We start from the raw sequence: 24,678 nt of genomic DNA on the forward strand, positions 1-24,678 counted from the left end.
GCCCGTCCGCCACCAGCCCGATTCGCTTTGCCATTATTGTAACTATTATTATTGCATCAATTTGCCCAAAATGGCTTAATTGATCCAATAAGCAATGGTGGGAAGCGAGTAGGGATATAAAAATGGGGCAGTTGAACAAGATTGGGCCCGCCGAAGCGGCGGCACGGCGTCATCCCGGCGAGCCTGGCTCACAGGCTCTGGATGAGGCGACGCGGCGGGCATTGGCCGACTTTGCCGATTTCGCCAAGACCAGTTTTACCGCCACGGCTGCGCGCTGGGACCGGGAGAACCGTTTCCCATCGGAGAATTTCGCCTTGCTGGCGGAGCGCGGCTGGTTGCGCATCCCGATTTCCAGTAGCCAGGGCGGCCTGGGCTGGGGCTTGCATGAAAATCCGGTGGCCTGGGCGGCTGCGGTGCGGGCGCTATCGCGAGCCTGCGGCAATACCGGCCAGGTGTTCCAGATCTGGGGCCATTGTATGTCAATGCTGGAGGAACTGGGCACACCCGAACAGGTGGAGCGCTTTACCCGGGAAGCGATGCAGGGTGCTATCTGGTGTTCCGGCGGCAGCGAGCCGGCGAACTATACGCAGCGCCGCCAGGTGGCCAGTGCCGCCAAGGTGCGGGCGACGGCTGAAACCACGGCCAAGGCGCGCACCACCTTTGCGCATCAGGTGCCGGGCGGTGTGCGGGTTTCCGGGCGCAAGCTGTTCATCTCCAATTCCACGGTTGCCGACCGCTTCTTCATTTTCGCTGAACTGGTGCGGCCCGATGGCAGCAGCGGCGGCCTTGTGCATCCGGTGCTGCGGCGCGGCAGCCCGGGCCTATCAGTGCAGCCGAGCTGGGATGCCATGGGCATGCGTGGCACTGCCAGCGACGATATCGTGATCGAGGATGTGTTCGTACCTGAGGCCGATGTGGTAGGCCTGCACCAGCCGAATGCCTATTTCACTTCGATTCTGGCCGGCAGCTTCCTGGTTGGCCGTGCCGCGGTCTATCTCGGCATTGGCGATGCCGCCTTTGAATTCCTGGTCGAGTATGTGCGCGACAAGGTGAAGGCTGGCGAAGACCCGGTAATGCAGTATCGCGTGGCGCAGTTGCATATGCGGCGTCAGGAGGCTTCGGCCTTGCTGTTCCGCGCTGCCGAAGCCTGGCAATCGGCGCTGGCCGGTCTGTCCGATCCCGATGAATGTGCCAGCTTCGCGGCGATGGCTCATGTCTCGGTCATTGAGAAGGTGTTGCAGATCACCAGCGAAGCGCTGGAGCTTTGCGGTGGACGCGGCATGCTGCGCTCGGCGCCGCTGGAGCGCATGCATCGCGACGTGCGCGCCTATTCGGTGTCGCCGCCCACCACCAGCTCGTCGCTGGTCAATATCGGTTCCCGCCTGCTGGCGCCGAGCCTGGAGCGCGAGGAACTGGTGAGCGAAGGCGTTTAACGCAGCGCCAGCAGCAGCCCAAGCGACAGCAAAGTGATGAATAGGGTGCCGAGCGCGCCGACCAGCAAGGGGCGGGCGCCGGCAGCCATCAGGCCGCGCAGATGCAGTTCCAGGCCCAGACCGGCCAGGGCGACGGTGAGCAGGAAGCTGGAAATCCTTGCCATCTGGAATTTGATATCGGGCGACAGGGTGAAAACCGAGTTGACGCCGATCATTGCCACGAAGCCGACCACGAACCAGGGGAACGGCACGGTCTGCGCATAGTCGCCGCCGCGGCCATTGACCCAATAGCCCAGCAGCACCAGCATCGGCGCCAGCAGGATTACCCGCGCCAGCTTGGTGATCAGGCCATATTCGCCGCTTTCAGCGCTGGCGTGATAGGTGGCTGCGGCCACCTGCGCTACTTCATGGATGCTGGCACCGGCCCAGACGCCATATTCCCGTGCGCTCAATTCCAGCATCGGCTGCAGCAGTGGGTAGACAAACATCGCCACCGATCCGAACAGCGTGACGATGCCGAGTGCGTAGGCGACATCTTCATCGCGGCCCTGCACCACGGTGCCGGCCGCAATCACTGCCGAGGCGCCACAGATCGAGGTGCCGGCGGCGATCAGCGCGCCGAGCCGCGGATCGACACCGAACCAACGCGCCAGCCAGATCATCAGCACCATCGTGGCGGCCACCACCAGCAGCACAATGGCAAGGCCACTCAGACCGAGTTCTAGCAACTGGCTTACCGATATCTGCAATCCGAGCAGGATGATGGCGAAGCGCAGCAGTTTCTTCTGCGCAAAAACGCCACCAGCCTTGAGTAGGGGTATCGGTCCGGCCACGGCACGGATGGCTACGCCGATCAGGATGGCAAGGATCAGCGGACTCACCATGCGGTTCAGCATCGGCGCGATGCTGAAGGCTATGCCGGCGATAGCACCCGTGGCTATGAGGCCGGGCAGATAGGAAAGCAGTTGTCTTGTGCTGATAGCCAGCATGGCAATGGACGTTTTTTTGTTGTTTGTCTGGGGAGGCGAAGCGGTAACGGAACCAAAATCAACGCATCGGCTTGCTGCCGGCCAATTGCACCCGCCGCATGCGGCGCAGTTCGTTGTAATCATCAAGTGCGTGATGCTGGGTGCAGCGGTTGTCCCAGATCGCCAGCGAACCGGAATGCCAGCGGAAGCGGACTTGGAATTCCGGCCGCTGGCAGTGTTCGTAGAGCATCTGCAGGATGTGCCGGCTTTCGATATCGCTCATGCCGACGATGCGCTGGGTGTAGTTGGCATTGACGAACAGCGCCTTGCGGCCGGTTACCGGGTGGCGGTGCACAACCGGATGCTCAGCTGGCATGGCGACATCCGTGCCGTCCATTTTCAGAATTTCTTTGCCGGCATACCGGCGCTGGACATTGGAGTTGTCATGCAGCGCGGAGAGGCCGTCGAGGAAATTGCGGGTTGGCTCGGACAGTGCCTCATAAGCGGCGTACATGCTCGCCCAGATGGTATCGCCGCCGACGCGCGGTGCCACTTCGCAGAACAGCAGCGAACCCAGCGGCGGTTCCTCGAAATCGGTGTTGTCGGCATGCCAGATCGAGCCGACCGCGACCTTGCTGCCGTCATTCTCCAGCAGCGACATCGAATCGTATTTGTCACCATAATGCTTCAGCTTCTTGGAATAGAGCGGTTTGCCGAAGCGTTCAGCCAGCGCCATCTGCTGATCGGGATTGATGGTCTGGTCGCGGAAGAAGATCACTTGGTGCGCCATCAGCGCATCATGGATGCGGCCGAAGGCGGCGTCATCCACCCCTGCGGCAAGGTCGATGCCGGTGATTTCGGCGCCGATGGCGGGGGCCAATTGCTCCACCCGGATACTGTTGCTGATGCTCATGCAGGTCCTCCTGTGTTTTTTTATTGGGGGCGGTTACTGCCGTTCGAGGAACTTCGGATCCAGACGATCACGCAGCACATCGCCAAGCAGGTTGGCGGAAAGCACCGTCAGCATTAGCGCCAGGCCGGGGAAGGTGACCGACCACCAGGCCAGTTCCACATAGGAGCGTCCCTCGGCAATCATGATGCCCCAGGTGGGGGTTGGCGGCGGCACGCCGACGCCAAGGAAGGAGAGAGTGGATTCGAGCAGAATCGCCGCCGCCACTTCCAGCGTGGCCAGCACGATGATGGTGTTCACCAGATTGGGCAGGATATGGCGCCACAGGATTCGCAACGGCCCGCAACCGATGGCGCGCGCCGCCTGCACATAGTCACGCTCGCGAATTGAGAGCGCTTCACCACGCACCATGCGGGCGAATTGCGCCCAATAGAGCATGGCAATGATCAGCACCACATTGATCAGGCTGGGGCCGACCGTGGCGGCTACGGCCAGGGCGATCAGCACGCCCGGCAGCGCCAGGCAGAGATCGGCTATGCGCATGATGGTTTCGCCGATGGCGGGGCGTGCCATGGCAGCGGTGATGCCGAGCAGCACACCGAATACCATTGCCACTGCCACTGAACTGAGGCCGACGATCAGCGAGACGCGACCGCCATAGAGCATGCGGCTGAAGATGTCTCGGCCGAGGGCATCGGTGCCCATGATATGCTGCCAGGAGGGCGGGCTGAGCAGATTGGCGAGGTTCTGCTTCTGCGGATCATAGGGCGCGATCACATCGGCAAAAACGGCCGAGAACAACACCAGCAGCAGGAAGATGGCCGAGCCGGAGCGCAGCAACGGCAGCAACCGGGCGAAGCGGGTGAGCAGGCCGTGCGAACGGCGGCTGGCGATACCGGACATGACGCCTACTTCTTCTTGTAGCTGATTCTGGGGTCGAGAGCGAGATAGGCGATATCGACCAGCAGATTGACAGCGAGGAACACCACGCCCATGAACATCACCGAAGCTTGCACCAGCGGGAAATCGCGGCCATAGACGGCGTCGATCGCCACCTTGCCGATGCCGGGCCAGGCGAACACGGTTTCAGTAACCACGGCGCCGCGCAGGATCGTTGCCGCCTGCAAGGCGGTGATGGTCAGGATCGGGATGGCGCCATTCTTCAGGGCGTGTACCAGGATGATGCGCCATTCCGGCACGCCCTTGCTGCGGGCGGTGCGCACATAATCGGCTTCCAGGGCATCCAGCATCGCGGAACGTGTGATGCGCATGATCGAGGCGGCAACGAAGAAACCCAGCGTCACGGTCGGCAGTATCATATGGGTGCCGATGCCATAGCCCGATGTGGGAAGCAGGCGGAGATGCAGCGAAAACACCAGGATCAGCAGGATGCCGAACCAGAAGGTGGGCATGCTCTGGCCGATCAGGGCGATAATCTTGCCGACATTATCGAACCAGGTATCGCGCTTCACTGCCGAGAGGATGCCGACCGGAATCGCCAGCAACAGGCCGAACACCATTGCTGCCAGTGACAGGATCAGCGTGGCCGGGAAACGCTCCACGATCATTTCGGCCGCCGGACGGTTCCACTTGATCGAATCGCCGAAATCGCCCTGCACGGCATTGGAAACGAATATCCAGTATTGCACCGGCAGTGGTTTGTCCAAGCCCATCGAAGCGCGGAGATTGGCCAGGTCCGCTTCCGTTGCTTCCATTGGTGCCATCAGGCTGGCTGGATCACCGGTAAGGCGAGCCAAGCCAAACACGATCACGCTCAGCATCAGCAAGGTGACAACTGCCTGAAGCACTCTTTCTAGGACGAAAGACAACGACACTGGACCATCTCCTCAGGCAACTGGGATTATTGCACCAGCTCGATACGCTTCATGTCCATGTGATAGCCACTGCCCATTGGCGGTACCCAGGATTTGATCCGCTTGGTGTTGGCGGCAAATGGCGTATGACACCACAGCAGCGGCACATGCTCGAAATTCTCGAATTCCTGCTTCACGAAGCTCTGCAGCAGGGCGATGCGCTGCTTCGGATCGGAGGTTTTGAGCTGCGCCTTGAACAATTCGTCATATTCCGGCCGCTTGATGCTTTGCGCTGTCCAGCCAGACCATGAAACGAAATAGGAATTGATTACCTCGCCGCCATCATCGGGCAGCGAGATCGGCGTATAGAAGATCCCGGTGGGCTTCTTGCTGCGCATCAGCGCAATCCAGGCAGCATTATCGAGGTTTTTGCGCTCGATGCTGAAGCCAACGGATTCCAGATTGCCGGCAATCGCTTCCAGCACCTGAGGCGCATTTGGCACTGCAACAAAGGATTCGGTCTGCACGGTGAACGTCACCTTGTGACCCGGTTTGATGCCCGCTTCGCGCAGCAACGAACGGGCTTTTTCAGGATCATAGGAGATCTGCGGCAGGCCATCATAATAGCCATAGGTGCCAGGCGAGATGATGCTGGTAGCGGGTTCGCAGACACCAGCCTGGATTTTTTCCGCGATTTCCTTGCGGTTGATGGCATGTGCTACCGCCAGGCGGACATTGCGATTTTCCGCTTCGGGAAACACATCTTTATTGAACTGGATGCCCGCAGTGCCACTGAAACGCGCGAGATACACCTTTACCGTCGGGTTGCCGCGAATGCGCTCCAGCAGAGGGCCGGTAAGTCCGGTGACGATATCGGCTTCACCGCGCTCCAGCATGGCGTAGCGGGTGAAGGGCTCGCGCACCAGGCGCTGAGTCACGGTCTTCACCTTGGATGCGCCACCCCAGTAGCTGGTATTGGCCTCAAATTTGGTGAATTCGCCAGCCTGAATGGCACTGAGGAAGAACGGCCCGGTGCCGATCGGCTTATCCTGGAAGCCTTTGTCGCCGACCTTCTCATAATAGGCTTTGGGCGCAATCGGGGTCAGCGCGTAGCGTGCCGTGGTGAAGAAGGCGGGCCAGGGCTGCTTCAATACGAAGCGTGCGGTATGGCTATCCACCACTTCGATCCGCTCCACCGATTCGGTGAAGCCGCGGCCATAGGCATGGGTGCTGCCTGGCGCCATGACGCGGTCGAAGGTGAACTTCACATCATCGGCGGTGAATGCGTCGCCATTGTGGAATTTCACGCCTTTGCGCAGGTGGAAATCGATCTGCAGGCCGTCGGCGCTGATGGTCCAGCTTTCTGCGAGTGCCGGGACCTTGCCTTCGGGACCCTGGTTCACCAGGCCATCGAAGAGATAGTCGTAGACCATATGGGGTGTGGCCCCGACCATCGCCGTGGGGTCGAATTGCTGGTTCAGCTGCGGCATGGCGATCACCACATCGCCCTTGGGCTGCGCCAGGGCGGCATTGCCGCCGGCTGCCAGAGCCAGACCCAAGCCGGCCAGCAAAGCAACTGAGGACGCCCTCAGGTAAAATGCACCATTGGACATTGTTCCCTCCTTCTCCCTATACCCGTTTATCTGTTTGCCTCGGGTCTTGCCTATGTGTATCAATATTAGTAGGTACAATAAAACGCAATAGATATAATCCGGGTGAGAAATTGTATCCGTGGGAGGAAACAAAACTTGGGCATGGTGTCGGTCGAGGCTGAATCCAGTATGCCGGGCCGAGCCGGCGAAACCGTTTTGCGTGTCGAGGGCCTGCGGACCGAGTTCCTCACCCGTCGAGGTGCGGTTACGGCTGTGCGCGACCTGGATCTGGAATTGCGTCACGCCGAGACCTTGGGCCTCGTTGGCGAATCAGGCTGTGGCAAGAGTGTTACTGCGCTTTCGATTCTGCGCCTGATTCCGCCGCGCATGGGCCGTATTGCCGGTGGCCGCGTACTCTATGAAGGGCGCAACCTTGCCGATCTTGCCGAGGGTGAGATGCGGCGGGTGCGTGGCGGCGACATCGCGATGATCTTCCAGGAACCGATGACCGCACTGAATCCAGTGCTCACCATCGGCCAGCAGATCGTCGAAACCATCCTGATGCATGAAGCCGTTTCGCCGCGCGAGGCGCGCGATCGTGCCATCGAAATGCTGCGCCTGGTGCAGATTTCCGAGGCTGAACGGCGTATTGATGCCTATCCGCACATGTTCTCTGGCGGCATGCGGCAGCGCGCCATGATTGCCATGGCGCTGGCCTGTAACCCCAAGGTCTTGATCGCTGATGAGCCGACCACGGCTTTGGATGTGACAATTCAGGCGCAGATTCTGGAGTTGATGCAGCGGCTGCAGCAGATGCTGGGTACCGCTATCATCATGATTACCCATGATCTCGGCGTGATTGCCGAAGTGGCGCACCGTGTGGCGGTGATGTATGCCGGGCGCAAGGTCGAAGAAGCCAGTGTCCTGTCGCTGTTCGATACGCCGCTGCATCCCTATACGCGCGGCCTGCTGAAGGCGATTCCCGATCTTGATGTTTCTGGCACCGAAGCCGGCAAGCGGCCGCGGCTGAATGCCATCGAGGGCACGGTGCCGGCGCTGCATCAATTGCCCAACGGCTGTGCCTTTGCGCCACGTTGCGCTGCTGCAACGGCGAAATGCCATGAGGCCGATCCGCCATTGGCTCAGAAGAAACAGGGCCATTGGGTGGCCTGCTGGAATGTACCGGAAATGGCCGCAGGGCAGGTGTCATGAGTAAGGGTGGCGGGCAAGCGATGGTGACGGCGGCGACAGCGACCGGCAGCGGAGAACCGCTGCTGGTGGTGGAGAATCTGAAGAAGCATTTTCCCATCGATGGCGGGATGTTTGACCGCAATCCCAAGGTGGTACAGGCGGTGGATGGCGTCAGTTTTGCCATTGGCCATGGTGAAACCCTGAGTCTGGTGGGCGAGAGCGGCAGTGGCAAATCCACCATTGGCCGCTGCATTCTGCGCCTGATCGAACCAACCGAGGGCGCGATCCGCTATGAGGGCGTCGATCTGGTGCCGCTCTCCCATGGCGAGATGCAACCATACCGCCGCAAGATGCAGATCATCTTCCAGGACCCGTTTTCGTCATTAAATCCGCGCATGACGGCGGGGGAGATCGTTGGCGAGCCGCTGGAAGTGCATGGCACGGCCAGCGAGGCCGAGATCGAGGAGCGGGTGGCGGCATTGTTTGCCCGCGTCGGCCTGCGTCCTGATCAAATGACCAAATATCCGCATGAATTCTCCGGCGGCCAGCGCCAGCGCATCGGTATTGCGCGCTCCCTGGCGCTCGGGCCGCAGCTCATTGTTGGCGACGAACCGGTTTCGGCGCTCGATGTTTCTGTGCAGGCACAGGTGATCAATTTGCTCACCGACCTGCAGCAGGAATTCGGGCTCTCCTACCTGTTCATTGCCCATGATTTGTCCGTGGTGCGCCATATCAGCCATCGGGTGGCGGTGATGTATCTGGGCCGCATCGTAGAGATCGCCGATTGCGATGCGCTGTTCGAGAATCCGCAGCATCCTTACACCGAAGCCCTGCTTTCGGCGGTGCCGCGGCCGGATCCGCGCAAGGCGCGCAAGGCACGAATCATTCTGCCGGGCGATATCCCGAGCCCGGTTTCGCCGCCCAGTGGCTGCCGTTTCCATACCCGCTGTTCGTTGGCCACTGACCGCTGCCGCAGCGAATCACCGGCCTTCCGTGAAGTGGCCCCGCGTCACTGGGCTGCCTGCCACCTGAGGTGAGCGAGACAAAGATTTGCTCACCTGTCAGCCTAAAATTGCTCACTTGCTATAACAACAATATAGCAATATTGAGCATTTTAGATTGACACGATTGGCTGGGCATATCACGCTTCGCTGGAACCAGTTGGGAGGAAATAAAAAATGCAGAGTACAACACAGCGGCTCCGCCGTGGTCTGTGGCTTGGCGCGTTTGCCTTGGCCGCAGCTTGGCTGCCGTCGATGCCATCCGCGGCGCAGCCAAAGGGAGAGTTGGTGATTGCTCAGCCGATCCTGCGGCAGCAATTCGATCCGATCCTGATGATCGCCACCACCGACTTCGCCACCTACGACATGATCTTTGACGGCCTGCTCAATCTTGGGCCGAACGGCAAGGTCGCGGGTCTGGCGGAAAGCTGGACAGTCACGCCTGATGGCAAGCAGATGGATTTCAAGCTGCGCAAGGGCGTGAAATTCCATAACGGCGAATCGCTGACCGCCGAGGATGTGAAGTTCACGTATGAACGCATCATCCAACCCGGGAACACCCACTCATATCGCCAGGCTTTTGTCGAGCTGATCGATGGCATTGATGCCGTGGCGCCGGATCATGTGCGCTTCCGCCTCAAGGGCCCCTGGCCGGCCTTCTTCACCTCGGCGCGCTATCCGCTGGTCGGCATCGTGCCCAAGGCTTATTACGAAAAAGTCGGCCCCAAGGGCTTCCAGGATGCGCCGATCGGTACCGGCCCGTTCAAGTTCGCCGGCATGCAGGCGGCGGAATGGAATCGCTATGAGGCCAATCCGGGCTATTGGGATGGTTCGCCCAAGATCAAGACCGTCACTTTCCGCCTGGTGAAGGAAGCCTTCACCCGCTATGCCATGCTCGAGCGCGGCGAGGCTGATATCATCGTCGGCCTCACCGGCCCGCTGCTGGATCGTATCCGCAGCAATCCGAAAGTGAAGATCGAATTTTCGAAATACAGCGGTACATCCGGCATGTATTTCAACAAAGCCGATTTTCCTGAATCCGCCGACAAGCGGGTGCGCCAGGCTGTTGCCCATGCGATCAATCTGAACGAGATCGCGAAGAACATCCTGGGCGGGGTCTGCGAACCGGCCACCAGCCTGTTCACGCCAGCCACCTTCGGCTTCAAGGAAGGTCTGCCGGTGACTCCGTATGATCCGGAGAAGGCCAAGCGCCTGCTGCGGGAAGCCGGTGTGCAGCCGGGCTATAAGGCCACCTACACGCTGCACACTGAATCATTCGGTTCGTTGCCCAATGCACCGCAGGTTCTGGAAGCGATTGCCGGTAATCTGGAAGCGGTGGGCTTCAAGCTGGAACGCAGGCCGGTGGATACCAATGCCTGGATGGCCATGATGCGCGGCGGCAAGCAGCCGTCGATCTTCTATGGCCCGTCCTCGCTGCCGGATGATGGCGGTGAGACGATCAACGGCTGGTTCAATTCCTGGTCGGTCTGGTCGACCGGTAACGTCAAGGTTCCGGAATACGACGAAATCTTCAAGAAGCAGCTCCAGCTATCGGATGCCAACGAACGCAAGGCGCTGCTGCAGAAGTTCGCCGAAATGGAAACGCAGAATCTTGAAGCCGTGCCACTATTCTGGTGCCATACCCCGTTCGCCGTCTCGGCGCGGGTGAAATCTTGGACGCCGGGCGTTTCCAGTGGCTACCACATGCATCTCTACAAGATGGAATTGGCCAACTGAGCCATTCCCGTTGCGGGCCGGTCAAGCACCGGCCCGCAATCCCACCTTCCCGCCGATAAGGCGGTGGCTGGCGCAGCCAATGCTGCATTGCGGCACAAATATCCCTAAATGTAATCATCAAAAAAGATACTTTATGCTGGATATGACTCCATCATGATGGATACAATACTGTCATAACCGCCAGCCCGGCAGCCATGCCGGAAGCATTCATAACGGCGGGTGATGAGGGAACGATGCAGGGCACACAACGTATTCTGGATTTCCTGGCCAATGCGCTGATGGCAATCGGCGCCGCCTGCATCCTGCTGATGATGCTGCAGGTGATGGCCGAGGTGGTGTTGCGCACGGTGTTCAAGCTGACCATTCCTGGCACCGAAGAGACAGTCTCAGCCTATTACATGATCGGTTGCGCCTTCACGCCCCTGGCCTGGGTTCAGCGCCAGAAGGGGCATGTGATGATCGAGATCTTCACATTGTGGATGAAGCCGCGGCAGGCGGCGGCAATGGATGGCGTGGTCTATCTGGTTTGCGCCGTAGCCGTTGGCATCTTCGCTTATGCCGGATTCACCAAGGCCTGGGCGATGACGCTGGAGGACGAGATTCTGATCGGCAGCATCGATGTGGTGGTCTGGCCCAGCCGCTGGCTTGTGCCGGCAGGGCTGATCCTGATGCTCGCCTACATGGTGCTACAGGCATTCGATGAGCTGCGTTTCGCCATTCTGGGTGGCGAGCGTTCGCTGGCGGCGACGCCGGTTGCGCATTAAGGGAATCTGTCATGTCCGGAATTTTGCTTGGTAGCCTCGGCATTGTTGCGCTGCTCGTTCTCCTTGCTTTGCGCGTGCCAATTGCCATCGCGCTTGGCGGCGTTGCTGTTGGCGGTATCTTGATCCTGCGTGGGCCGGAGGCGGCGTTTGGCGTGTTGACCACGCAGCCCTATGGCTTTATCGCGCATTGGACCCTCTCGGCGATTCCGATGTTTCTGCTGATGGGCAGCGTTGCCTACCATGCCGGACTGACCCAGAGCCTGTATCGTGCTGCGCGGCTGTGGCTGAGCTGGATGCCGGGTGGCCTGGCTGTGGCATCCACTGCCGCCTGCGCCGGTTTCGCCGCCGCTTCTGGTTCCTCTGTAGCCACGGCCTCGGCAATGGGCCGTATCGCCATCCCGGAAATGATGCGCTACCGCTACGACCCCGGCCTGGCGACTGGCAGTGTGGCTGCCGCCGGCACGCTCGGTTCGCTGATTCCGCCCTCGATCCTGATGGTGATCTACGCCATCTTCGCTGAAGTCTCGGTGTCCAAGGCACTGATGGCCGGCATTTTGCCTGGCCTGCTCTCGGCCGCGATGTTCGGCTTAATGATCGTCATCCGCTGCAAGCTGAATCCGAAACTCGGACCGCCAGTCACCGATACTGTGACTTGGTCTGAACGCTTCTCAGTGCTGCGTGAAGTCTGGCCGCTGCCGGCACTGATCCTTGGTGTGATCGGTGGCATGTATTCCGGTGCTTTCACCTCTACTGAGGCTGCTGCGGGCGGCGCCTTTCTGGCGATCTTGATTGCTGCCGCACAACGTCGCCTTACATACAACGTGATGAAGGCGGCGATAATCGAATCGCTCACCGGCACGGCGGCGGTGTTCTTCATCGCGGTCGGTGGCGTGCTGCTGTCGCGTTTCATGGCCTTCAGTGGCCTGCCCACGTTCATGGGCGAGTGGCTGGAGCAGTTTGCCGTCAACAAGATCATTTTCATCATCGCCGTTTCGGTGATCTTCGTTGTCCTTGGCTGCTTCCTCGACTCCATTGGCCTCATGCTGCTCACCATTCCAATCCTGCTGCCGATGCTGGATACGGTCGGCGCTGATCTGATCTGGTTCGGTGTGCTGGTGATCAAGTATCTCGAAATCGGCTTGGTGACGCCGCCAGTCGGCATGAATGTCTATGTGATAAAAGCGGTAGTAGGCGACAAGATACCATTGGAGACGATCTTCAAAGGTATCGGCTGGTTCGTGCTCACCGATGTCATCACGCTCGGCATCCTGATCGCCTTCCCGGAAATATCGTTACTGATCCCGCGCCTCATGGAATAGCGCCGCCATCATTCAGTGCCAAAGATGTAGCAAAAACAGGAGGAACCCATGAAAATCGCCGCAATTGCAGCCGTCGGTATCGCTCTGGCCTCGGCTTATGCTGGAGAGGTCATGGCGCAGACCAAGATCGTCTACGCCAGTTATCTCGGCCCCAAGCACACCTCCAATCCGGTGATGCTGGATTATTTCAAGAATGTCGAACGCGACACCAATGGCTCGCTGAAATTCGAGCCGCATTTCGCCCAGTCGCTGCTGGCCGGCAAGGATATTCCGGCCGGTGTGCGCGATGGCATTGCCGATTCCGGCTATATCGTCGGTTCCTATGTGCCGTCCGAGATGCCGGTGGAGAATTTCATCGGCGACTTCAGCCTGCTTAATGACGATCCGCTGCTGATGACCGGCGTTATCAATGAGCTGGTCCTCTATAATTGCCCGGATTGCAAGGAGGAATACGAGACCAAGTTCAAGGTAAAATTCCTCTCCACCATTGCGTTGACGCCCTACGTCTATCATTGCAAGCCGCACATCAAGTCGCTGGCTGACATGAAGGGCAAGAAGCTGCGCGCGATTTCCGGCTGGGTCGATATGACCCGTGCCATGGGCGCGGTGCCGGTGAACGTCAATGCAGACGAAGCTTATGAAGCATTGGATCGCGGCACCATTGATTGTGCCGTGCATTCCATCACTTCGCAGCGCTCGCGTTCTTATGGCGAGGCGGCGAAGAACGTGATCCTCAATCCGATCGGCGGCTATATCGGTGCGTCGATGTTCAATCTGCGTGTCGAGAAGTGGAACAAGCTGAGCAAGACCGAGCGCGATGCCTTGGTGAAGCATCTGCCGGAGATGGTTACCCGCGCGGTCTACAATTACGTCCGCGAGGACGAAGAGGTGATGAAGGAATATAGCGCCAAGGGGACCAAGTTCTATAACGCGGATCCTGATCTGGCGAAGTTCCTGGCCGAATTCCCAGCGAAGTACATGCCGACGGCCATCGAGAAAGGCAAGAATCGCAAAGTGAAGAACCCTGAACAGATCGCGGCTAATTTCGAGAAGCTGCGGGTGAAGTGGAAGGGTTTGCTGGATAAGCATGGCCGTGATCAGGCGACCTTCCAGAAGCTGATCTGGGAAGAGATTTACAGCAAGTTGCCAACTTGATGTCGATTGAACGTCAGATTGCTGGTTTCGTCGCCGATCTCTCGGTCGGCGACGAAAGCCTGCGACATACTGCCCATCGCCTGGTACTGGATACCGTGGCAGTGGCCTTGCCGGGCGCGTCGGCGCCCGGCGTGGCGCCACTTGGTGATCTTGCTGTGCAGCAGGCCGGCATTGCTGAAGCCTCGCTGTGGTCTGCGCGGGTAAAGGTGCCTGCTGCTGAAGCCGCTTTCGCCAATGGCGCAGCCGCTGCCGCGCTTGATTTCGATACCGTCCATGCCGGCTCCATCCTGCATGCCGATGCGGTGGTGGTGCCTGCCGCCTGGGCTGTTGCCGAACGCATGGGCAGCACTGGGGCAGCCTTTATCGATGCCTATATCGCCGGCGTCGAGATCATGCATCGTCTCTCACTTGCCACGCCGCGTCAGGGCGGCTGGTTTGGTTCTTCATCACTCGGCGTGTTTGGTGCCGCCGCCGCCGCCGCAAAGCTGCTCGGCCTGGATGCTGCGGGTATTCACCATGCCATGGGTATTGCCCTCAGTCTGGCTGGAGGCACCAAGCAGGCTATTGTTGAGCGTACATTGACCAAACGGTTACAGACGGCTTTCGCCGCCCGCTCGGGTGTGCAGGCAGCTATCGCCGCCGCTGCCGGCGTCACCGGCCCGGAAGCCTGGCTGACCGGTGAATATGGCTGGTTCAAGCTGTTTGAAGCCGGTGATCCCGCGAAAGTGCTGGATGGCCTGGGGCGGCATTTCCATTTCACCGCCACCGGCGTCAAGAAATTCCCCAGCTGCCTGTGCAATCATGTGGTTATCGATGCCGCCATGGCATTGATGGCGGAACATCGCCTGGCGCCGGAAGATGTGCGCGGCATTGATGTCACCATCTCGCCTTACATGCGGCGCATCGTTGGTGCTGTCTTTGATCCCTCGGGTGATGCCCAGGTTGCCGGTCAGTTCTCGGTGCAATATGCCGCTGCCTGTGCCGTGTATCGCGGCCGCATGACATTGGGTGAGATCGAGCCGGACCGTGTCTGCGATGCCGCTTTTGGCGAGAAAGTGAGGGCGGTGGCGGTGGATATCGATAATGCCTGGCCGGGCCATGTGGCGCCAGCGCGCGTTACACTCGCTACCGCGCAAGGCAAGGTCAGCCGTTTTGTGGAACAGATACCCGGCAGTGCCGAGCGACCGTTGAGCGATGCGGAACTGGCCGCGAAGGCATTGGATTGCCTGGCGGTGGCGGGCTATGCCGACACAAGTCTGATCGAGCGGCTGTTCGCCATCGATCAGTGTGATGACATGGCGCTGATTTTCGGCAAGGAGGATGTTGCATGTTCCAAGGTCGCCTGATCTGGGTGATTGGTGCCACTGGCGCCATCGGCGAGGCGATTGCTGCTGATCTTGCGGCCCAGGGTGCTCATGTGGTGGCATCGGGCCGCGACGCTGCGAAGCTCAAAAGCCTGGGGCATGAAGCCGAATTGGTGAATCTGGCTGATCGTGCCTCGGTGGATGGCGCTGCGGCCCGCATCCTGGCCCGCCACGGCCGTATTGATGCCCTGGTCAATACCGTGGCCTTGCCGAATTTTGGCGACTTCCTCACACTCGATGATGACGAATGGCTTGCGGTGTTGCAGGCCAAGGGGCTTGGCTACATGCGCTCAATCCGCGCCGTGCTGCCAGGCATGCTGGCGCGCGGCAGTGGCGTTATCGTCAATGTATCCGGCCGGGGTGGGCATCAGCCGAATTCGGCCTCCCATATGCCCGGCTCTTCGGCCAATGCCATGGTCAACCTGCTGACCAAGGGCATCGCCAATCTGTATGGATCGAAAGGTATCCGCAGCAATGCGGTAGCGCCGGGGCCGGTGAAGACGCCGCGCTACGATGCCATTGCCGCCGCTAATGAGAAGCTGGGCCAGAAACCGCCTGCCGTCACGCCAGCTACCACTGAGCAGATTGCGCAGATCACGCGCTTCCTGCTTTCCGACATGGCTTCGCATCTCAACGGCTGTATCCTGCAGGCTGATGGCGGTACCACGCTGACGCTCTAGCTTACTCCCAGGGAGCGAGCTTGGCGGCGTTGCGCCCGGCAGTCCAACCGCCGATGACACATTCCGACAGGTTGCCGCCGCCGAGATAGAGGTGGCCGAACACGCTGCCAAGTTCACCAGCGGCAAAAAGGCGCGGAATCGGCTCACCGAAGGGCGTCAGGATGCGCTGCTCGGTATCATGCACCGGGCCGCCCTGTGTATTGATCACGATGGGATAGGCGCGGCCGAAATAGTAGGGTGGGTTGCGGATCGGCACCATGGTATCGGGCAGGCGACCGAATTCCGTGTCGTTGCCGGCATCCACCATGGCGTTCCAGCGTGCTACGGTTTCTTCCAGTGCACGCACCGGAATCCCCGCCTTGGCTGCCAGTTCGGCCAGGCTGTCGGCGCGCTCCAGGATGCCGTTTTCCACTTCCTTCAGATTGTCCGGGCTCCAGTCATAGCGGTGCAGCTTGTCATTCTGGATCGAGCGGGCAATCGGATACATCTTGCGGCCGGCTTCGTCGAAGATCACGAAGGCCGGAATGCGCGGGAAGCGCTGCGTCTTGGAATCATACCAGTCGAAGGGGCGCACGCCGGTATCGCCGGGATAGGGCGGATATTCATCCATGAAGCGCCGGCCGGTCTGATCGACCACGATCCAGGCCATGCTTGCCACCGATTTCTGCGACATGCGTTTGCCTTGCGCATCGGTGACACCGAGATCCGATACCATCTCCGGGCGGCCCGGGGTCCACATCGGTACTGCCTTCATGTAGAAGCCGAACGGGAAGTTCGGATCGGGATGCTTCAGGCCATAGGGGCCGTGATAATGCCACATATGCCAGAGATCGGCGCCCACGGCCTGTGCCATGCGGATGCCGTCGCCGGTATTGCCACGGAACGAGCCGGTAAGCACCGGCATCGCCTGCAGATACTGGCGCTTCATCTCCGGATCATCCTCGAAGCCGCCACAGGTGAGCACGACGGCGCGGCGGGCCTTGATCCGCCGTGTCTTGCCGTCCTTGCGCACGGAAAGGCCGATAACCGTGCCCGAGGTGTCGGTGATCAGCCGCTCGGCGGCGCATTCCATTTCCACCCTGGTGCCAAGCGCGACAACATTGTCTTCCAGCAACTTGAACAGCTTGGTGCCGCCCTTGATGCCGCGCACGGCATGATGCTCCGTTGCATCATCTAGCGCCGGCACACTGTCGATCTCGCAATACGCCAGCGAATCGGTGCCGTCGAAAGGATAGTTGCCCAGCGCCTTCACCACCTTGACCACGGCGCCGTTGGTCTTGGCCAGTTCGCGCACATAATCGGTAGCCACCGCCATGCCTTCGGCCAGGGCACGGATCACCGGCGCAGGGGTGCGCCCGGCACAAGTGGTCATCAGATAGGCATAGGCCTGTTCAACATCATCGGTGACGCGGATGCCGCCAGCGGAAACTGCCGAAAGCCCGCCGGGCCAGGGCATCTTTTCCAGCAGCAGGGTATCGGCGCCGGCACGGCGCGCCTCGATCGCGGCCACGGCGCCGGCCGCGCCATAGCCGACGATGACGACATCAGCGCTGTCGTCCCAGGTCATATCAGGCTTGCTCATGGATCGATCCGGTGCTTGAAGCCCGGCTTCAGATTGCCCTTGGTGCGCTCCAGCACGGAAAGAATCACGTCGCGTGTTTCCGCCGGATGGATCACATCGTCGATCAATGCCATCTCTGCCGCCAGGAAGGCATGGCTATCGGCATCCATCTGCTCGAGCAATTCGGCGCGCTTGGCTTCAGGATCCGGGGCAGAGGCAATTGCCTTGCCATGCACCAGTTCCACGCCGGCGGCCGGTCCCATCACATCGAATCGCGCGGTCGGCCAGGCGCCGATGAAATCCGGCTTCATGGTGCGGCCGCCCATCACCAGATAGGCAAGGCCGATCGCCTTGCGCAGCACGATGGTCACCTTCGGCACCGTGGTGGAAATCACCGTGTTCAGTGTGCGTGAGGCCAGCGACACCATGCGTGTCTTCTCGACTTCCGAGCCGACCAGGAAGCCCGGGCAATCGGTGAGGAATACCAGTGGGATATTGAAGGCATCGCAGACTTCGACAAATTTCCGCGCCTTGGTCGCGGCCTTATAGTCGAGTGCGCCGGCGATGTGCATCGGGTTGTTGGCGATGATGCCAACCGGCTGCCCCTGCATGCGGCACCAGGTGGTGACCAGATTGGGCCCATATTCCGGTCGGTACATGAACAGGTCGCCGCCATCGGCCAGCAACTGCACCAGTTGCACCATGTCATAGGCGCGGCGCGGGTTGTCGGAAACCATCTGCACGATGCGGGCTCGCCCGGCATCGCTGTCGATTGGCGCTGGACGCGGCTCCGCCACCGGGGGCAGTTCGTCGCAATTCGACGGGAAGAATGAAAGCCAGGCGCGGATCGTCGCCAGGCATTCGGCATCGCTTTCCGCGATCTGATCCACCTGGCCGGTTTCGCGCGCCACCTTCTCGGCGCCGCCGAGTTCTTCCGGTGTGACGATCTCGCCGATGCCGACCTTCACCACCGGGGGGCCGGACATGCCGAAGAAACCGGTGCCGCGCACGATGGAAATGAAATCGGATTGTGCCGCGGTGAAAGCCGGGCCACCGAAGCAGGCCCCCATGATCGCGGCCACCTGCGGCACATGGCCGGAAAGGCGGTAATGTTCGCGGAAGCGGTGGCCAATGGCGGCGGCGGCAGCACCATTATTCTCCTGGAAGCGGCCAGCGCCGGCTTCCATCAGCGCCACATAGGGACGCTTATGCTGTGCCGCCAGTTCACGGATGCGGGCGGTCTTGGCTTCTGCAACACGGCCACGCGTGCCGGCCAGCACACTGACATCCTCAGAGGATACATAGACGATGCGGCCATCAATCTTGCCCCAGCCGGCGATCAGGCCGTCAGCGGGGGTGCGATCATGCAATTGCGGGTGTTGGCTGCGCCCCAGGACCCCAAGCTCGACGAAGCTGCCCGGATCGAACAGGGCTTCCACGCGCTCGCGGGCATTCATTTTGCCGGCGGCTTTGAGTTTCTGGAGGGCGGACGGGCTTCCCAGTTTGCGGCCGGCGGCGCGCTTCTCCGCCAGTTCATCAAGGATCTTCTTGTCCATTTTCGACTCTCTTGCTCCCGGTGTCCGCTTGTTATTGTAAGGATTAGATAGTATCAATTCTACGAAATTGTTCCACTGACTATCAGATCATTAGTCAAAAGAGGATGACAATGGCGTTGGAAATCAAGTCGCAGGTGGCTGGTACCGTATGGAAGATCGAGGCTGGAGATGGCGCCAAGGTGGCGGCTGGCGATACCTTGATCGTGATTGAATCGATGAAAATGGAAATCCCGGTCGATGCACCGCGGGAAGGCACTGTGGTGCGTTTCCTGGTCGCCGAAAAGGATGTCGTGAAGGACGGTCAAGTTCTTGTAATCCTTGATTAAAGCCGGATCATTTCCAGGCTGGCCCGCGCCAGCCTATCTTGCCTTCGGCAGCCAGCAGATCGAGCTCTTCCGGGCTGGCGCCCCAATCCAGCAATGCCTCGCGGGTATGTTCGCCTGGCCGAGGTGGCGGCAGGCCGAGGCTGGCCGGGGTGCGAGACAGGCGCGGTGCTGGCGCCGGGGCGGGAATGCCGAACGTATCCACCAGGCTATCACGGGCACGCATATGCGGGTGGCTGCTTATCTCATCCATGCCCAGCACCGGCGCGAAGCAGGTGTCGAAATCTTCCAGTAGCAGGCACCATTCGGCGCGGTTTTTGGTGCGAAAAGCCTCAGCTAGGCGTCGCTCCGTATCCGGCCAAGTCGACCGGTTGCGCTGTTGTGCCGGATCGATCCCCTCGAGTCCCATGCGGCGGAGCAATTCGGCCCAGAATTCCGGCTCGACCGCACCCACGGCGACAAAATTACCATCCGCGGTTTCGTAGCAGCGGTAATAAGGGGCCGAGCCATCAAGGAAATTCTCGCCGCGCGCGGCGCTCCACAGCCCCATCTGGCGCATGCCGAAAGCCATGGTCATCAGCGACAGCGCGCCATCCAGCATCGCGGCATCCACCACCTGGCCGCGGCCGCTGCGCTTCGCCTCGATAACGGCAGAAAGCACGCCAAATGCCAGATATAAAGCGCCGCCACCGAAATCGCCGATCAGATTGAGCGGCGGCTGCGGCGGTTCGCCGGGGCGCCCCATGGCATGCAAGGCGCCGGATAGCGCGATGTAGTTGATATCGTGGCCGGCGCGCCTGGCCAACGGACCCTCCTGGCCCCAGCCGGTCATGCGGCCATAAACCAAATGCGGATGCTCGGCCAGCAAGGGTTCCGGCCCCAGGCCGAGGCGCTCCATCACCCCGGGACGGAAACCTTCGAGCAGGATATCGGCCTGCCCGGCAAGCCGGCTTACCAGCTTGATGCAACGCGGATCCTTGAGGTCCATGGCGGCCGAGCGGCGACCACGATTGAGCAGGTCGTGCCGAGGGTTGCGGTCGGAACGCAGGCCGGGATCAGGGCGGTCGATCCGCAGGATTTCGGCGCCCATATCGGCCAGCAGCATGCCGCAGAACGGCACCGGGCCGATGCCTGCCAGTTCCAGCACCCGCACCCCGGCAAGTGGTCCGGCCAAGGAGGATTTGCCCCCTTCATTAAAATTGCTCACCATCATTAGATACAATATAGGCTTGATTGCATCCATCAGACAAGCGACAATCACTCGACAACGAGTTAATTGAATCGGGAAAGTAGTTCGGGAGGGAACAATGGATTTCCGCATGACGGAGCGGCAGCAGGAATTGGTCGAAGCTGCCGAGCAGGCCTATCACCGTCGGCTGCGCAAGATCATCGAGGCCAAGCCGGCTGATCTGGTGGATCGCCTGCGCGTCGCCATGGCCGAGCAGGGTCTGCTCGGGCTGAATATGCCGGAAGCTTATGGCGGCCAGGGGCTGCCGCTGCTGGATACGCTGCTGGTGATCCAGCGCCTGCAGGCCTGCGACTCCGCGCTCGGCGCGCTGGCGCATCGCACCTCCACTGGCGCTGTCGGCGCCATTGCCGTGCTTGGCACCGAGGAGCAGAAGAAGAAATATGTTGCCGGTGTCTGCGAAGGCCGCATCGGCATCAGCATCGGCATCACCGAGCCGGAAGCCGGTTCTGCCGCCACGGCGATGAAAACGCGCGCCCGCATCGATGGCGACAGCGTGGTGATCGATGGCAAGAAGCAGTTTGTCAGCTTCGTCGATCACACCCATTACACCGTGGTCTACTGCCGCTTCGGCACCACCGGCAAGGCCAGCGATATCGGCGCCGTGATCGTGCCGCATGACACGCCCGGTTTCAGCCGCTCGAAGGGCACCATGAACATGGCCGACGAGCTGCTGTTCGAGCTCTATTTCGACAATTGCCGCGTGCCGCGTGAGAATGTGCTGATTGATGGCAATGCCTTTGGCCGCCTGATCAGCGTATACAATGCCGAGCGGCTTGGCTCGATTTCGCGCATGCTGGGTTCGGCCCAGGCCTCTTTCGAGCATGCGGTGGAATATACTCGCACGCGCCGCCAGTTCGGCCAGGAAATTGCCGATTTCCAGGGTGTGCAGTGGATGCTTGCCGATATGAAGGTGAAGCTGGAAGCGGCGCAGTTGCTGACCTATCGCGCGGCTGCAAATGCCGGTGCTTCCGGCCTGCCGGTGGCGGTCGAAACCTCGATGGCGAAGGCTTACACGGCGATCGCGGCAAAGGAGATCTGCGACGATGCGCTGCAGCTCCATGGCGCCAACGGCTATACCCGCGAATATCCGCTGGCACATCGCTATGCGGAAGTGCGTGGCGGCTCGATTTATGGCGGCACTGTGCAGATCCACAAAAACATGATTGCCGCGGCCATCCTGCAGCGGAAGAACAACCAGTGGAAGCGTAACGACTCGTAGGCGAGGCGGCGATGAGCAGTGTGGAAATCGATCGCAGTCTGATCGGCCAGGCCAGTGAGGCTTACTGGGTCGAAGTCGAGAAGGGTGCGATCCGGAAATTCGCCGAGGCAATCGGCGATCCGGATGAGCGCTATCGTGACGAAGCGGCGGCGCAGCGGGCCGGCCTGAAGACAATCATTGCACCGCCAACCTTTCCGGTGACGTTCCGCGCTCCGGAAGAGCCGATCTGGACCCGGCTTCTTGACCGCCGGCGAATTCTCGCTGGCGGCCAGACCTTCGAATACGAACGTCCGATCTATGCCGGCGACCGCTTGCAATGCCGGGTGCATTTCACAGCGGTGGAAGACAAGGTGGGGCGTTCCGGCCGCATGGAATTGCTGCATCAGGAAATCCGCGGCAGCGATGCCGATGGTGCCCTGGTCTTCGTGCACCGCCGCACCACGGTCTATCGTGAGCCGCCGCAACAGAGGGGGAAATGAGCGCCAGCCCCGCAACCCCTGAGCCGCGCGCCTATCTTGATCAGGCGCTGCGCCATGCCGATGTGGCCCGCCTGCTTGGCAGTGCCAAACGGCATGTCACGCCCCATCCGGGCGGGGTGGTGACCTGGCATGAATGGGGTGAGGGGCCGCCGCTGCTGCTGCTGCATGGCGGCTTCGGTTCCTGGCTGCATTGGGTGCGCAATATCGAGGCATTGGCCCGGCATTTCCGCGTGCTGGCAGCCGATATGCCGGGCTTGGGTGAATCCCATGCAGTGGCAATGGAAGGCCAGCCGACTGCCGCGGATGTGGCTGTGCCGCTGCTTGCCGGGCTCAATCAGTTGATTGGTGTCGAGACGCCGGTGCGGCTGGTAGCCTTCTCGCTTGGTGCCGTGATCGGCAGCCAGGTGGCGCTGGGGCTTGGTGAGCGCCTGGTGATGGCAGTGCTGATCGGGCCATCCGGCCTGGGAGACCTGTGGCGCAATTCCACCACGGAACTGGTACGCCGCCATCCCGGCATGAGCGAGGAAGAGCGGCGCGCCAATGTGCGGCATAATCTGCGCTATTCGATGATTGCCCGTGACGAAGCCATCGACGAGATGGCCCTGGATATCCAGATCGATCTGACGCGGCAGAAGCGCAGGCTGCTCGGCTTGCCGATTTCGCTCTCGAACGCGCTGGTGGATGCAATCCCGCAGCTGATGCCACGGCTGGCCATCATCTGGGGTGAGCATGATTGCTACATGAATCCTGATGTTCGTGGTGCCGTGGCGGAATTGTCCCGGCGCCTTCCTGGCCTGCCGGTACGGATCATCGCGGATGTCGGCCATTGGGCCGCTTATGAGGCGGCAGCAGAGGTGAACCACATGCTGCTCGAGTTTCTGCTTTCCCGGAGGATTGTGAAGGAATGACTGGAATCACTGCGTATGGCGCGTATCTGCCGCGCCTGCGGCTCAGCCGCAAGAGTGTCGTGGAAGCCAATTCCTGGGTGGCGCCGGAGCTGCGCAGCCATGGCAAGGGCGAGCGGGCGATGTGCAACTGGGATGAGGACACCATCACCATGGCGGTGGAGGCGGCGCGCGACTGCCTGAGCGACCGCGACCGCGCCAAGCTGGCGGCGGTGCATCTCGCTTCCACCACCATGCCCTTTGCCGACCGTCAGAATGCCGGCATTGTTTCGGCCGCGCTGGCGCTTGGTGAACATCTCGCCACCATGGATGTCACCTCCTCGCAGCGTGCCGGCACCACCGGCCTGCTCGCGGCCTTGAGCTTGGCCGGCAATGCCGGCGGTGAGATTCTGTTCGTGGCTTCCGACAGCCGCCGTACCCGCTCCGGCGCGGTGCAGGAATGCAATATGGCGATGGTGCCGCGGCACTTGCGCTTGGTAGCCAGCAGCCGATTGCCCGCCTGATCGGCAGCCATTCGGTCTCGGTGGATTTCGTCGATCATTACCGCGCCAGCGACCGTCAGTATGATTACGGCTGGGAGGAGCGCTGGATCCGTGATGAGGGTTATGCCCGCATCGTGCCGGAAGCGGTGAAGGGTCTGTTCGCGGCGACCGGGCTGAAGGCAGAACAGTTCCAGCATTTCATTCTGCCTTGCGTGCTGCCGAAGGTGGCGAACAGCCTGGCCAAGAAACTTGGTTTCGCCGATAGCGCCGTGGCCGATACGCTGCACGCCAATTGTGGTGAAACCGGCACTGCCCATGCCATCGTCATGCTGGTGGCCTGCCTGGAAAAGGCCAAGCCGGGCGAGCGTATCCTGGTGCTGGGCTTCGGTCAGGGCTGCGATGCCATTGCTTTCGAAGTGACGGAAGAGATTGCCAGGCTGGCGCCGCGTGCAGGCGTGCGCGGCTCTCTGGCGCGGCGCAAGGAAGAGACCAATTACAACAAGTATCTTTCCTTCAACGGCCTGATCGAACGCGAACGCGGGAAGCGAGCCGAACTGGATAATCAGACCGCGCTCAGCACCTTGTATCGTAACCGCGAGATGCTGCTTGGCCTGGTCGGTGGCGTCTGCACCAAATGTGGCACGCGGCAATTCCCGCGCTCGCTGGTCTGCGTCAATCCGAATTGCCGCGCCCGCCACACTCAGGATGAATTCTGCTTCGCCGACGTACCGGCTTCGGTCATGACCTTCTCTGCCGACTACCTCACCTACACCGCTGATCCGCCGCTGCATTACGGCATGGTGCAGTTCGAGGGCGGCGGCCGTTTCCTGGCCAATTTCACTGATGTGGATGTTGGCAAGGTGGCTGTGGGGCAGCCGATGCGGATGATGTTCCGCGTCAAGGATTACGACAATAACCGCGGCTTCCGTCGCTATTTCTGGAAAGCGGCCCCGGCCGCCTCTCAAGGAGCATAATC

23 protein-coding genes are annotated in these 24,678 nt (G+C 60.8%); 15 read left to right on the plus strand and 8 right to left on the minus strand.

All coding sequences use genetic code 11. The annotated features are described in order from the left end of the window. Positions 1 to 122 precede the first annotated feature (122 nt). Positions 123 to 1,433, plus strand: coding sequence for an acyl-CoA dehydrogenase family protein (locus tag ACQY7X_RS11370; RefSeq protein WP_428245343.1), 1,311 nt, complete (start codon positions 123 to 125; stop codon positions 1,431 to 1,433). On the opposite strand, the gene ACQY7X_RS11375 is transcribed toward ACQY7X_RS11370, so the two are convergent. Genes ACQY7X_RS11375 through ACQY7X_RS11395 form a run of 5 tightly spaced genes read right to left on the minus strand, consistent with a single transcriptional unit; the run spans position 1,430 to position 6,738 of the window. Beyond that, positions 1,430 to 2,422: a YeiH family protein gene (locus tag ACQY7X_RS11375; RefSeq protein WP_428245344.1), complete on the minus strand. Its 993-nt coding sequence runs from the start codon at positions 2,420 to 2,422 to the stop codon at positions 1,430 to 1,432. The genes ACQY7X_RS11370 and ACQY7X_RS11375 overlap by 4 nt on opposite strands. Before the next feature lie 58 nt (positions 2,423 to 2,480). After that, complete coding sequence (locus tag ACQY7X_RS11380; protein ID WP_428245345.1) at positions 2,481 to 3,314, minus strand: TauD/TfdA dioxygenase family protein; 834 nt, start codon at positions 3,312 to 3,314, stop codon at positions 2,481 to 2,483. A 33-nt stretch (positions 3,315 to 3,347) separates the two neighbouring features. Beyond that, the gene (locus ACQY7X_RS11385) at positions 3,348 to 4,214 is read right to left on the minus strand and encodes an ABC transporter permease (protein WP_428245346.1); all 867 of its coding nucleotides are present in this window, start codon (positions 4,212 to 4,214) and stop codon (positions 3,348 to 3,350) included. A gap of 5 nt (positions 4,215 to 4,219) precedes the next feature. Continuing rightward, entirely contained in the window at positions 4,220 to 5,119 is a 900-nt protein-coding gene (locus tag ACQY7X_RS11390; RefSeq protein ID WP_428245347.1) for an ABC transporter permease, read from the minus strand. 53 nt (positions 5,120 to 5,172) lie between these two features. Beyond that, the gene (locus ACQY7X_RS11395; protein ID WP_428245348.1) at positions 5,173 to 6,738 is read right to left on the minus strand and encodes an ABC transporter substrate-binding protein; all 1,566 of its coding nucleotides are present in this window, start codon (positions 6,736 to 6,738) and stop codon (positions 5,173 to 5,175) included. 141 nt (positions 6,739 to 6,879) lie between these two features. On the opposite strand from ACQY7X_RS11395, the gene ACQY7X_RS11400 reads away from it, so the two are divergent. The 8 genes from ACQY7X_RS11400 (at position 6,880) to ACQY7X_RS11435 (ending at position 15,928) form a co-directional block, all read left to right on the plus strand. Continuing rightward, positions 6,880 to 7,929 carry an ABC transporter ATP-binding protein gene (locus ACQY7X_RS11400; RefSeq protein ID WP_428250055.1) on the plus strand — a complete coding sequence of 350 codons (1,050 nt, stop codon included), beginning with the start codon at positions 6,880 to 6,882 and terminating at the stop codon, positions 7,927 to 7,929. After that, positions 7,926 to 8,945, plus strand: a complete 1,020-nt coding sequence (locus tag ACQY7X_RS11405; protein ID WP_428245349.1) for an ABC transporter ATP-binding protein — start codon at positions 7,926 to 7,928, stop codon at positions 8,943 to 8,945. Before ACQY7X_RS11400 ends, ACQY7X_RS11405 begins: the two co-directional genes overlap by 4 nt. Positions 8,946 to 9,086: 141 nt before the next feature. Continuing rightward, positions 9,087 to 10,646: an ABC transporter substrate-binding protein gene (locus ACQY7X_RS11410; RefSeq protein WP_428245350.1), complete on the plus strand. Its 1,560-nt coding sequence runs from the start codon at positions 9,087 to 9,089 to the stop codon at positions 10,644 to 10,646. 233 nt (positions 10,647 to 10,879) lie between these two features. Further along, entirely contained in the window at positions 10,880 to 11,410 is a 531-nt protein-coding gene (locus ACQY7X_RS11415) for a TRAP transporter small permease (protein ID WP_428245351.1), read from the plus strand. 11 nt (positions 11,411 to 11,421) lie between these two features. Then, entirely contained in the window at positions 11,422 to 12,729 is a 1,308-nt protein-coding gene (locus ACQY7X_RS11420; protein WP_428245352.1) for a TRAP transporter large permease, read from the plus strand. Positions 12,730 to 12,777: 48 nt separating this feature from the next. Then, the gene (locus tag ACQY7X_RS11425; protein ID WP_428245353.1) at positions 12,778 to 13,884 is read left to right on the plus strand and encodes a C4-dicarboxylate TRAP transporter substrate-binding protein; all 1,107 of its coding nucleotides are present in this window, start codon (positions 12,778 to 12,780) and stop codon (positions 13,882 to 13,884) included. Continuing rightward, on the plus strand, positions 13,884 to 15,230 hold the full coding sequence (locus tag ACQY7X_RS11430) for an MmgE/PrpD family protein (RefSeq protein ID WP_428245354.1): 1,347 nt from the start codon (positions 13,884 to 13,886) through the stop codon (positions 15,228 to 15,230). The genes ACQY7X_RS11425 and ACQY7X_RS11430 overlap by 1 nt, the downstream gene beginning before the upstream one ends. Then, complete coding sequence (locus ACQY7X_RS11435; protein ID WP_428245355.1) at positions 15,212 to 15,928, plus strand: SDR family NAD(P)-dependent oxidoreductase; 717 nt, start codon at positions 15,212 to 15,214, stop codon at positions 15,926 to 15,928. The genes ACQY7X_RS11430 and ACQY7X_RS11435 overlap by 19 nt, the downstream gene beginning before the upstream one ends. A gap of 1 nt (position 15,929) precedes the next feature. Here ACQY7X_RS11435 and ACQY7X_RS11440 read toward each other — a convergent pair whose 3' ends face one another. Both ACQY7X_RS11440 and ACQY7X_RS11445 read right to left on the minus strand, forming a co-directional pair. Next, on the minus strand, positions 15,930 to 17,510 hold the full coding sequence (locus tag ACQY7X_RS11440) for an FAD-dependent oxidoreductase (protein ID WP_428245356.1): 1,581 nt from the start codon (positions 17,508 to 17,510) through the stop codon (positions 15,930 to 15,932). Further along, on the minus strand, positions 17,507 to 19,045 hold the full coding sequence (locus tag ACQY7X_RS11445; protein WP_428245357.1) for an acyl-CoA carboxylase subunit beta: 1,539 nt from the start codon (positions 19,043 to 19,045) through the stop codon (positions 17,507 to 17,509). Before ACQY7X_RS11445 ends, ACQY7X_RS11440 begins: the two co-directional genes overlap by 4 nt. Before the next feature lie 110 nt (positions 19,046 to 19,155). Between ACQY7X_RS11445 and ACQY7X_RS11450 the strand changes: the two genes are divergently transcribed. Further along, positions 19,156 to 19,371 carry an acetyl-CoA carboxylase biotin carboxyl carrier protein subunit gene (locus ACQY7X_RS11450; RefSeq protein ID WP_428245358.1) on the plus strand — a complete coding sequence of 72 codons (216 nt, stop codon included), beginning with the start codon at positions 19,156 to 19,158 and terminating at the stop codon, positions 19,369 to 19,371. 7 nt (positions 19,372 to 19,378) lie between these two features. Here the strand turns inward: ACQY7X_RS11450 and ACQY7X_RS11455 are convergent, their stop codons facing one another. Further along, positions 19,379 to 20,542, minus strand: a complete 1,164-nt coding sequence (locus ACQY7X_RS11455; RefSeq protein ID WP_428245359.1) for a CaiB/BaiF CoA transferase family protein — start codon at positions 20,540 to 20,542, stop codon at positions 19,379 to 19,381. A 145-nt stretch (positions 20,543 to 20,687) separates the two neighbouring features. Here ACQY7X_RS11455 and ACQY7X_RS11460 point away from each other — a divergent pair, with 145 nt between their 5' ends. The 5 genes from ACQY7X_RS11460 to ACQY7X_RS11480 are packed head-to-tail and all read left to right on the plus strand — an operon-like array spanning position 20,688 to position 24,676. Next, on the plus strand, positions 20,688 to 21,836 hold the full coding sequence (locus ACQY7X_RS11460) for an acyl-CoA dehydrogenase family protein (protein ID WP_428245360.1): 1,149 nt from the start codon (positions 20,688 to 20,690) through the stop codon (positions 21,834 to 21,836). Positions 21,837 to 21,847: 11 nt separating this feature from the next. Continuing rightward, a complete protein-coding gene (locus ACQY7X_RS11465; protein ID WP_428245361.1) occupies positions 21,848 to 22,315 on the plus strand; it encodes a MaoC family dehydratase N-terminal domain-containing protein in 468 nt (155 codons plus the stop codon). Continuing rightward, positions 22,312 to 23,223, plus strand: a complete 912-nt coding sequence (locus ACQY7X_RS11470; RefSeq protein ID WP_428245362.1) for an alpha/beta fold hydrolase — start codon at positions 22,312 to 22,314, stop codon at positions 23,221 to 23,223. Before ACQY7X_RS11465 ends, ACQY7X_RS11470 begins: the two co-directional genes overlap by 4 nt. After that, the gene (locus tag ACQY7X_RS11475; protein WP_428245363.1) at positions 23,220 to 23,723 is read left to right on the plus strand and encodes a hypothetical protein; all 504 of its coding nucleotides are present in this window, start codon (positions 23,220 to 23,222) and stop codon (positions 23,721 to 23,723) included. The genes ACQY7X_RS11470 and ACQY7X_RS11475 overlap by 4 nt, the downstream gene beginning before the upstream one ends. After that, the gene (locus tag ACQY7X_RS11480) at positions 23,660 to 24,676 is read left to right on the plus strand and encodes a 3-oxoacyl-[acyl-carrier-protein] synthase III C-terminal domain-containing protein (protein ID WP_428245364.1); all 1,017 of its coding nucleotides are present in this window, start codon (positions 23,660 to 23,662) and stop codon (positions 24,674 to 24,676) included. Before ACQY7X_RS11475 ends, ACQY7X_RS11480 begins: the two co-directional genes overlap by 64 nt. Positions 24,677 to 24,678 lie beyond the last annotated feature (2 nt).

Source organism: Ferrovibrio sp., from assembly GCF_965278975.1.
In the GTDB taxonomy this organism is placed as follows: domain Bacteria; phylum Pseudomonadota; class Alphaproteobacteria; order Ferrovibrionales; family Ferrovibrionaceae; genus Ferrovibrio.

What these genes read in the sequence shown, in the direction of transcription:
- ACQY7X_RS11470 (WP_428245362.1), top strand. Translation starts at nt 22,312, where the DNA reads ATGAGCGCCAGCCCCGCAACCCCTGAGCCGCGCGCCTATCTTGATCAG.
- ACQY7X_RS11480 (WP_428245364.1), top strand. Translation starts at nt 23,660, where the DNA reads ATGCAATATGGCGATGGTGCCGCGGCACTTGCGCTTGGTAGCCAGCAG.
- ACQY7X_RS11405 (WP_428245349.1), top strand. Translation starts at nt 7,926, where the DNA reads ATGAGTAAGGGTGGCGGGCAAGCGATGGTGACGGCGGCGACAGCGACC.
- ACQY7X_RS11425 (WP_428245353.1), top strand. Translation starts at nt 12,778, where the DNA reads ATGAAAATCGCCGCAATTGCAGCCGTCGGTATCGCTCTGGCCTCGGCT.
- ACQY7X_RS11440 (WP_428245356.1), bottom strand. Translation starts at nt 17,510, where the DNA reads ATGAGCAAGCCTGATATGACCTGGGACGACAGCGCTGATGTCGTCATC.
- ACQY7X_RS11380 (WP_428245345.1), bottom strand. Translation starts at nt 3,314, where the DNA reads ATGAGCATCAGCAACAGTATCCGGGTGGAGCAATTGGCCCCCGCCATC.
- ACQY7X_RS11420 (WP_428245352.1), top strand. Translation starts at nt 11,422, where the DNA reads ATGTCCGGAATTTTGCTTGGTAGCCTCGGCATTGTTGCGCTGCTCGTT.
- ACQY7X_RS11370 (WP_428245343.1), top strand. Translation starts at nt 123, where the DNA reads ATGGGGCAGTTGAACAAGATTGGGCCCGCCGAAGCGGCGGCACGGCGT.
- ACQY7X_RS11430 (WP_428245354.1), top strand. Translation starts at nt 13,884, where the DNA reads ATGTCGATTGAACGTCAGATTGCTGGTTTCGTCGCCGATCTCTCGGTC.
- ACQY7X_RS11385 (WP_428245346.1), bottom strand. Translation starts at nt 4,214, where the DNA reads ATGTCCGGTATCGCCAGCCGCCGTTCGCACGGCCTGCTCACCCGCTTC.
- ACQY7X_RS11475 (WP_428245363.1), top strand. Translation starts at nt 23,220, where the DNA reads ATGACTGGAATCACTGCGTATGGCGCGTATCTGCCGCGCCTGCGGCTC.
- ACQY7X_RS11410 (WP_428245350.1), top strand. Translation starts at nt 9,087, where the DNA reads ATGCAGAGTACAACACAGCGGCTCCGCCGTGGTCTGTGGCTTGGCGCG.
- ACQY7X_RS11395 (WP_428245348.1), bottom strand. Translation starts at nt 6,738, where the DNA reads ATGTCCAATGGTGCATTTTACCTGAGGGCGTCCTCAGTTGCTTTGCTG.
- ACQY7X_RS11450 (WP_428245358.1), top strand. Translation starts at nt 19,156, where the DNA reads ATGGCGTTGGAAATCAAGTCGCAGGTGGCTGGTACCGTATGGAAGATC.
- ACQY7X_RS11460 (WP_428245360.1), top strand. Translation starts at nt 20,688, where the DNA reads ATGACGGAGCGGCAGCAGGAATTGGTCGAAGCTGCCGAGCAGGCCTAT.
- ACQY7X_RS11400 (WP_428250055.1), top strand. Translation starts at nt 6,880, where the DNA reads ATGGTGTCGGTCGAGGCTGAATCCAGTATGCCGGGCCGAGCCGGCGAA.
- ACQY7X_RS11465 (WP_428245361.1), top strand. Translation starts at nt 21,848, where the DNA reads ATGAGCAGTGTGGAAATCGATCGCAGTCTGATCGGCCAGGCCAGTGAG.
- ACQY7X_RS11435 (WP_428245355.1), top strand. Translation starts at nt 15,212, where the DNA reads ATGTTCCAAGGTCGCCTGATCTGGGTGATTGGTGCCACTGGCGCCATC.
- ACQY7X_RS11375 (WP_428245344.1), bottom strand. Translation starts at nt 2,422, where the DNA reads ATGCTGGCTATCAGCACAAGACAACTGCTTTCCTATCTGCCCGGCCTC.
- ACQY7X_RS11445 (WP_428245357.1), bottom strand. Translation starts at nt 19,045, where the DNA reads ATGGACAAGAAGATCCTTGATGAACTGGCGGAGAAGCGCGCCGCCGGC.
- ACQY7X_RS11415 (WP_428245351.1), top strand. Translation starts at nt 10,880, where the DNA reads ATGCAGGGCACACAACGTATTCTGGATTTCCTGGCCAATGCGCTGATG.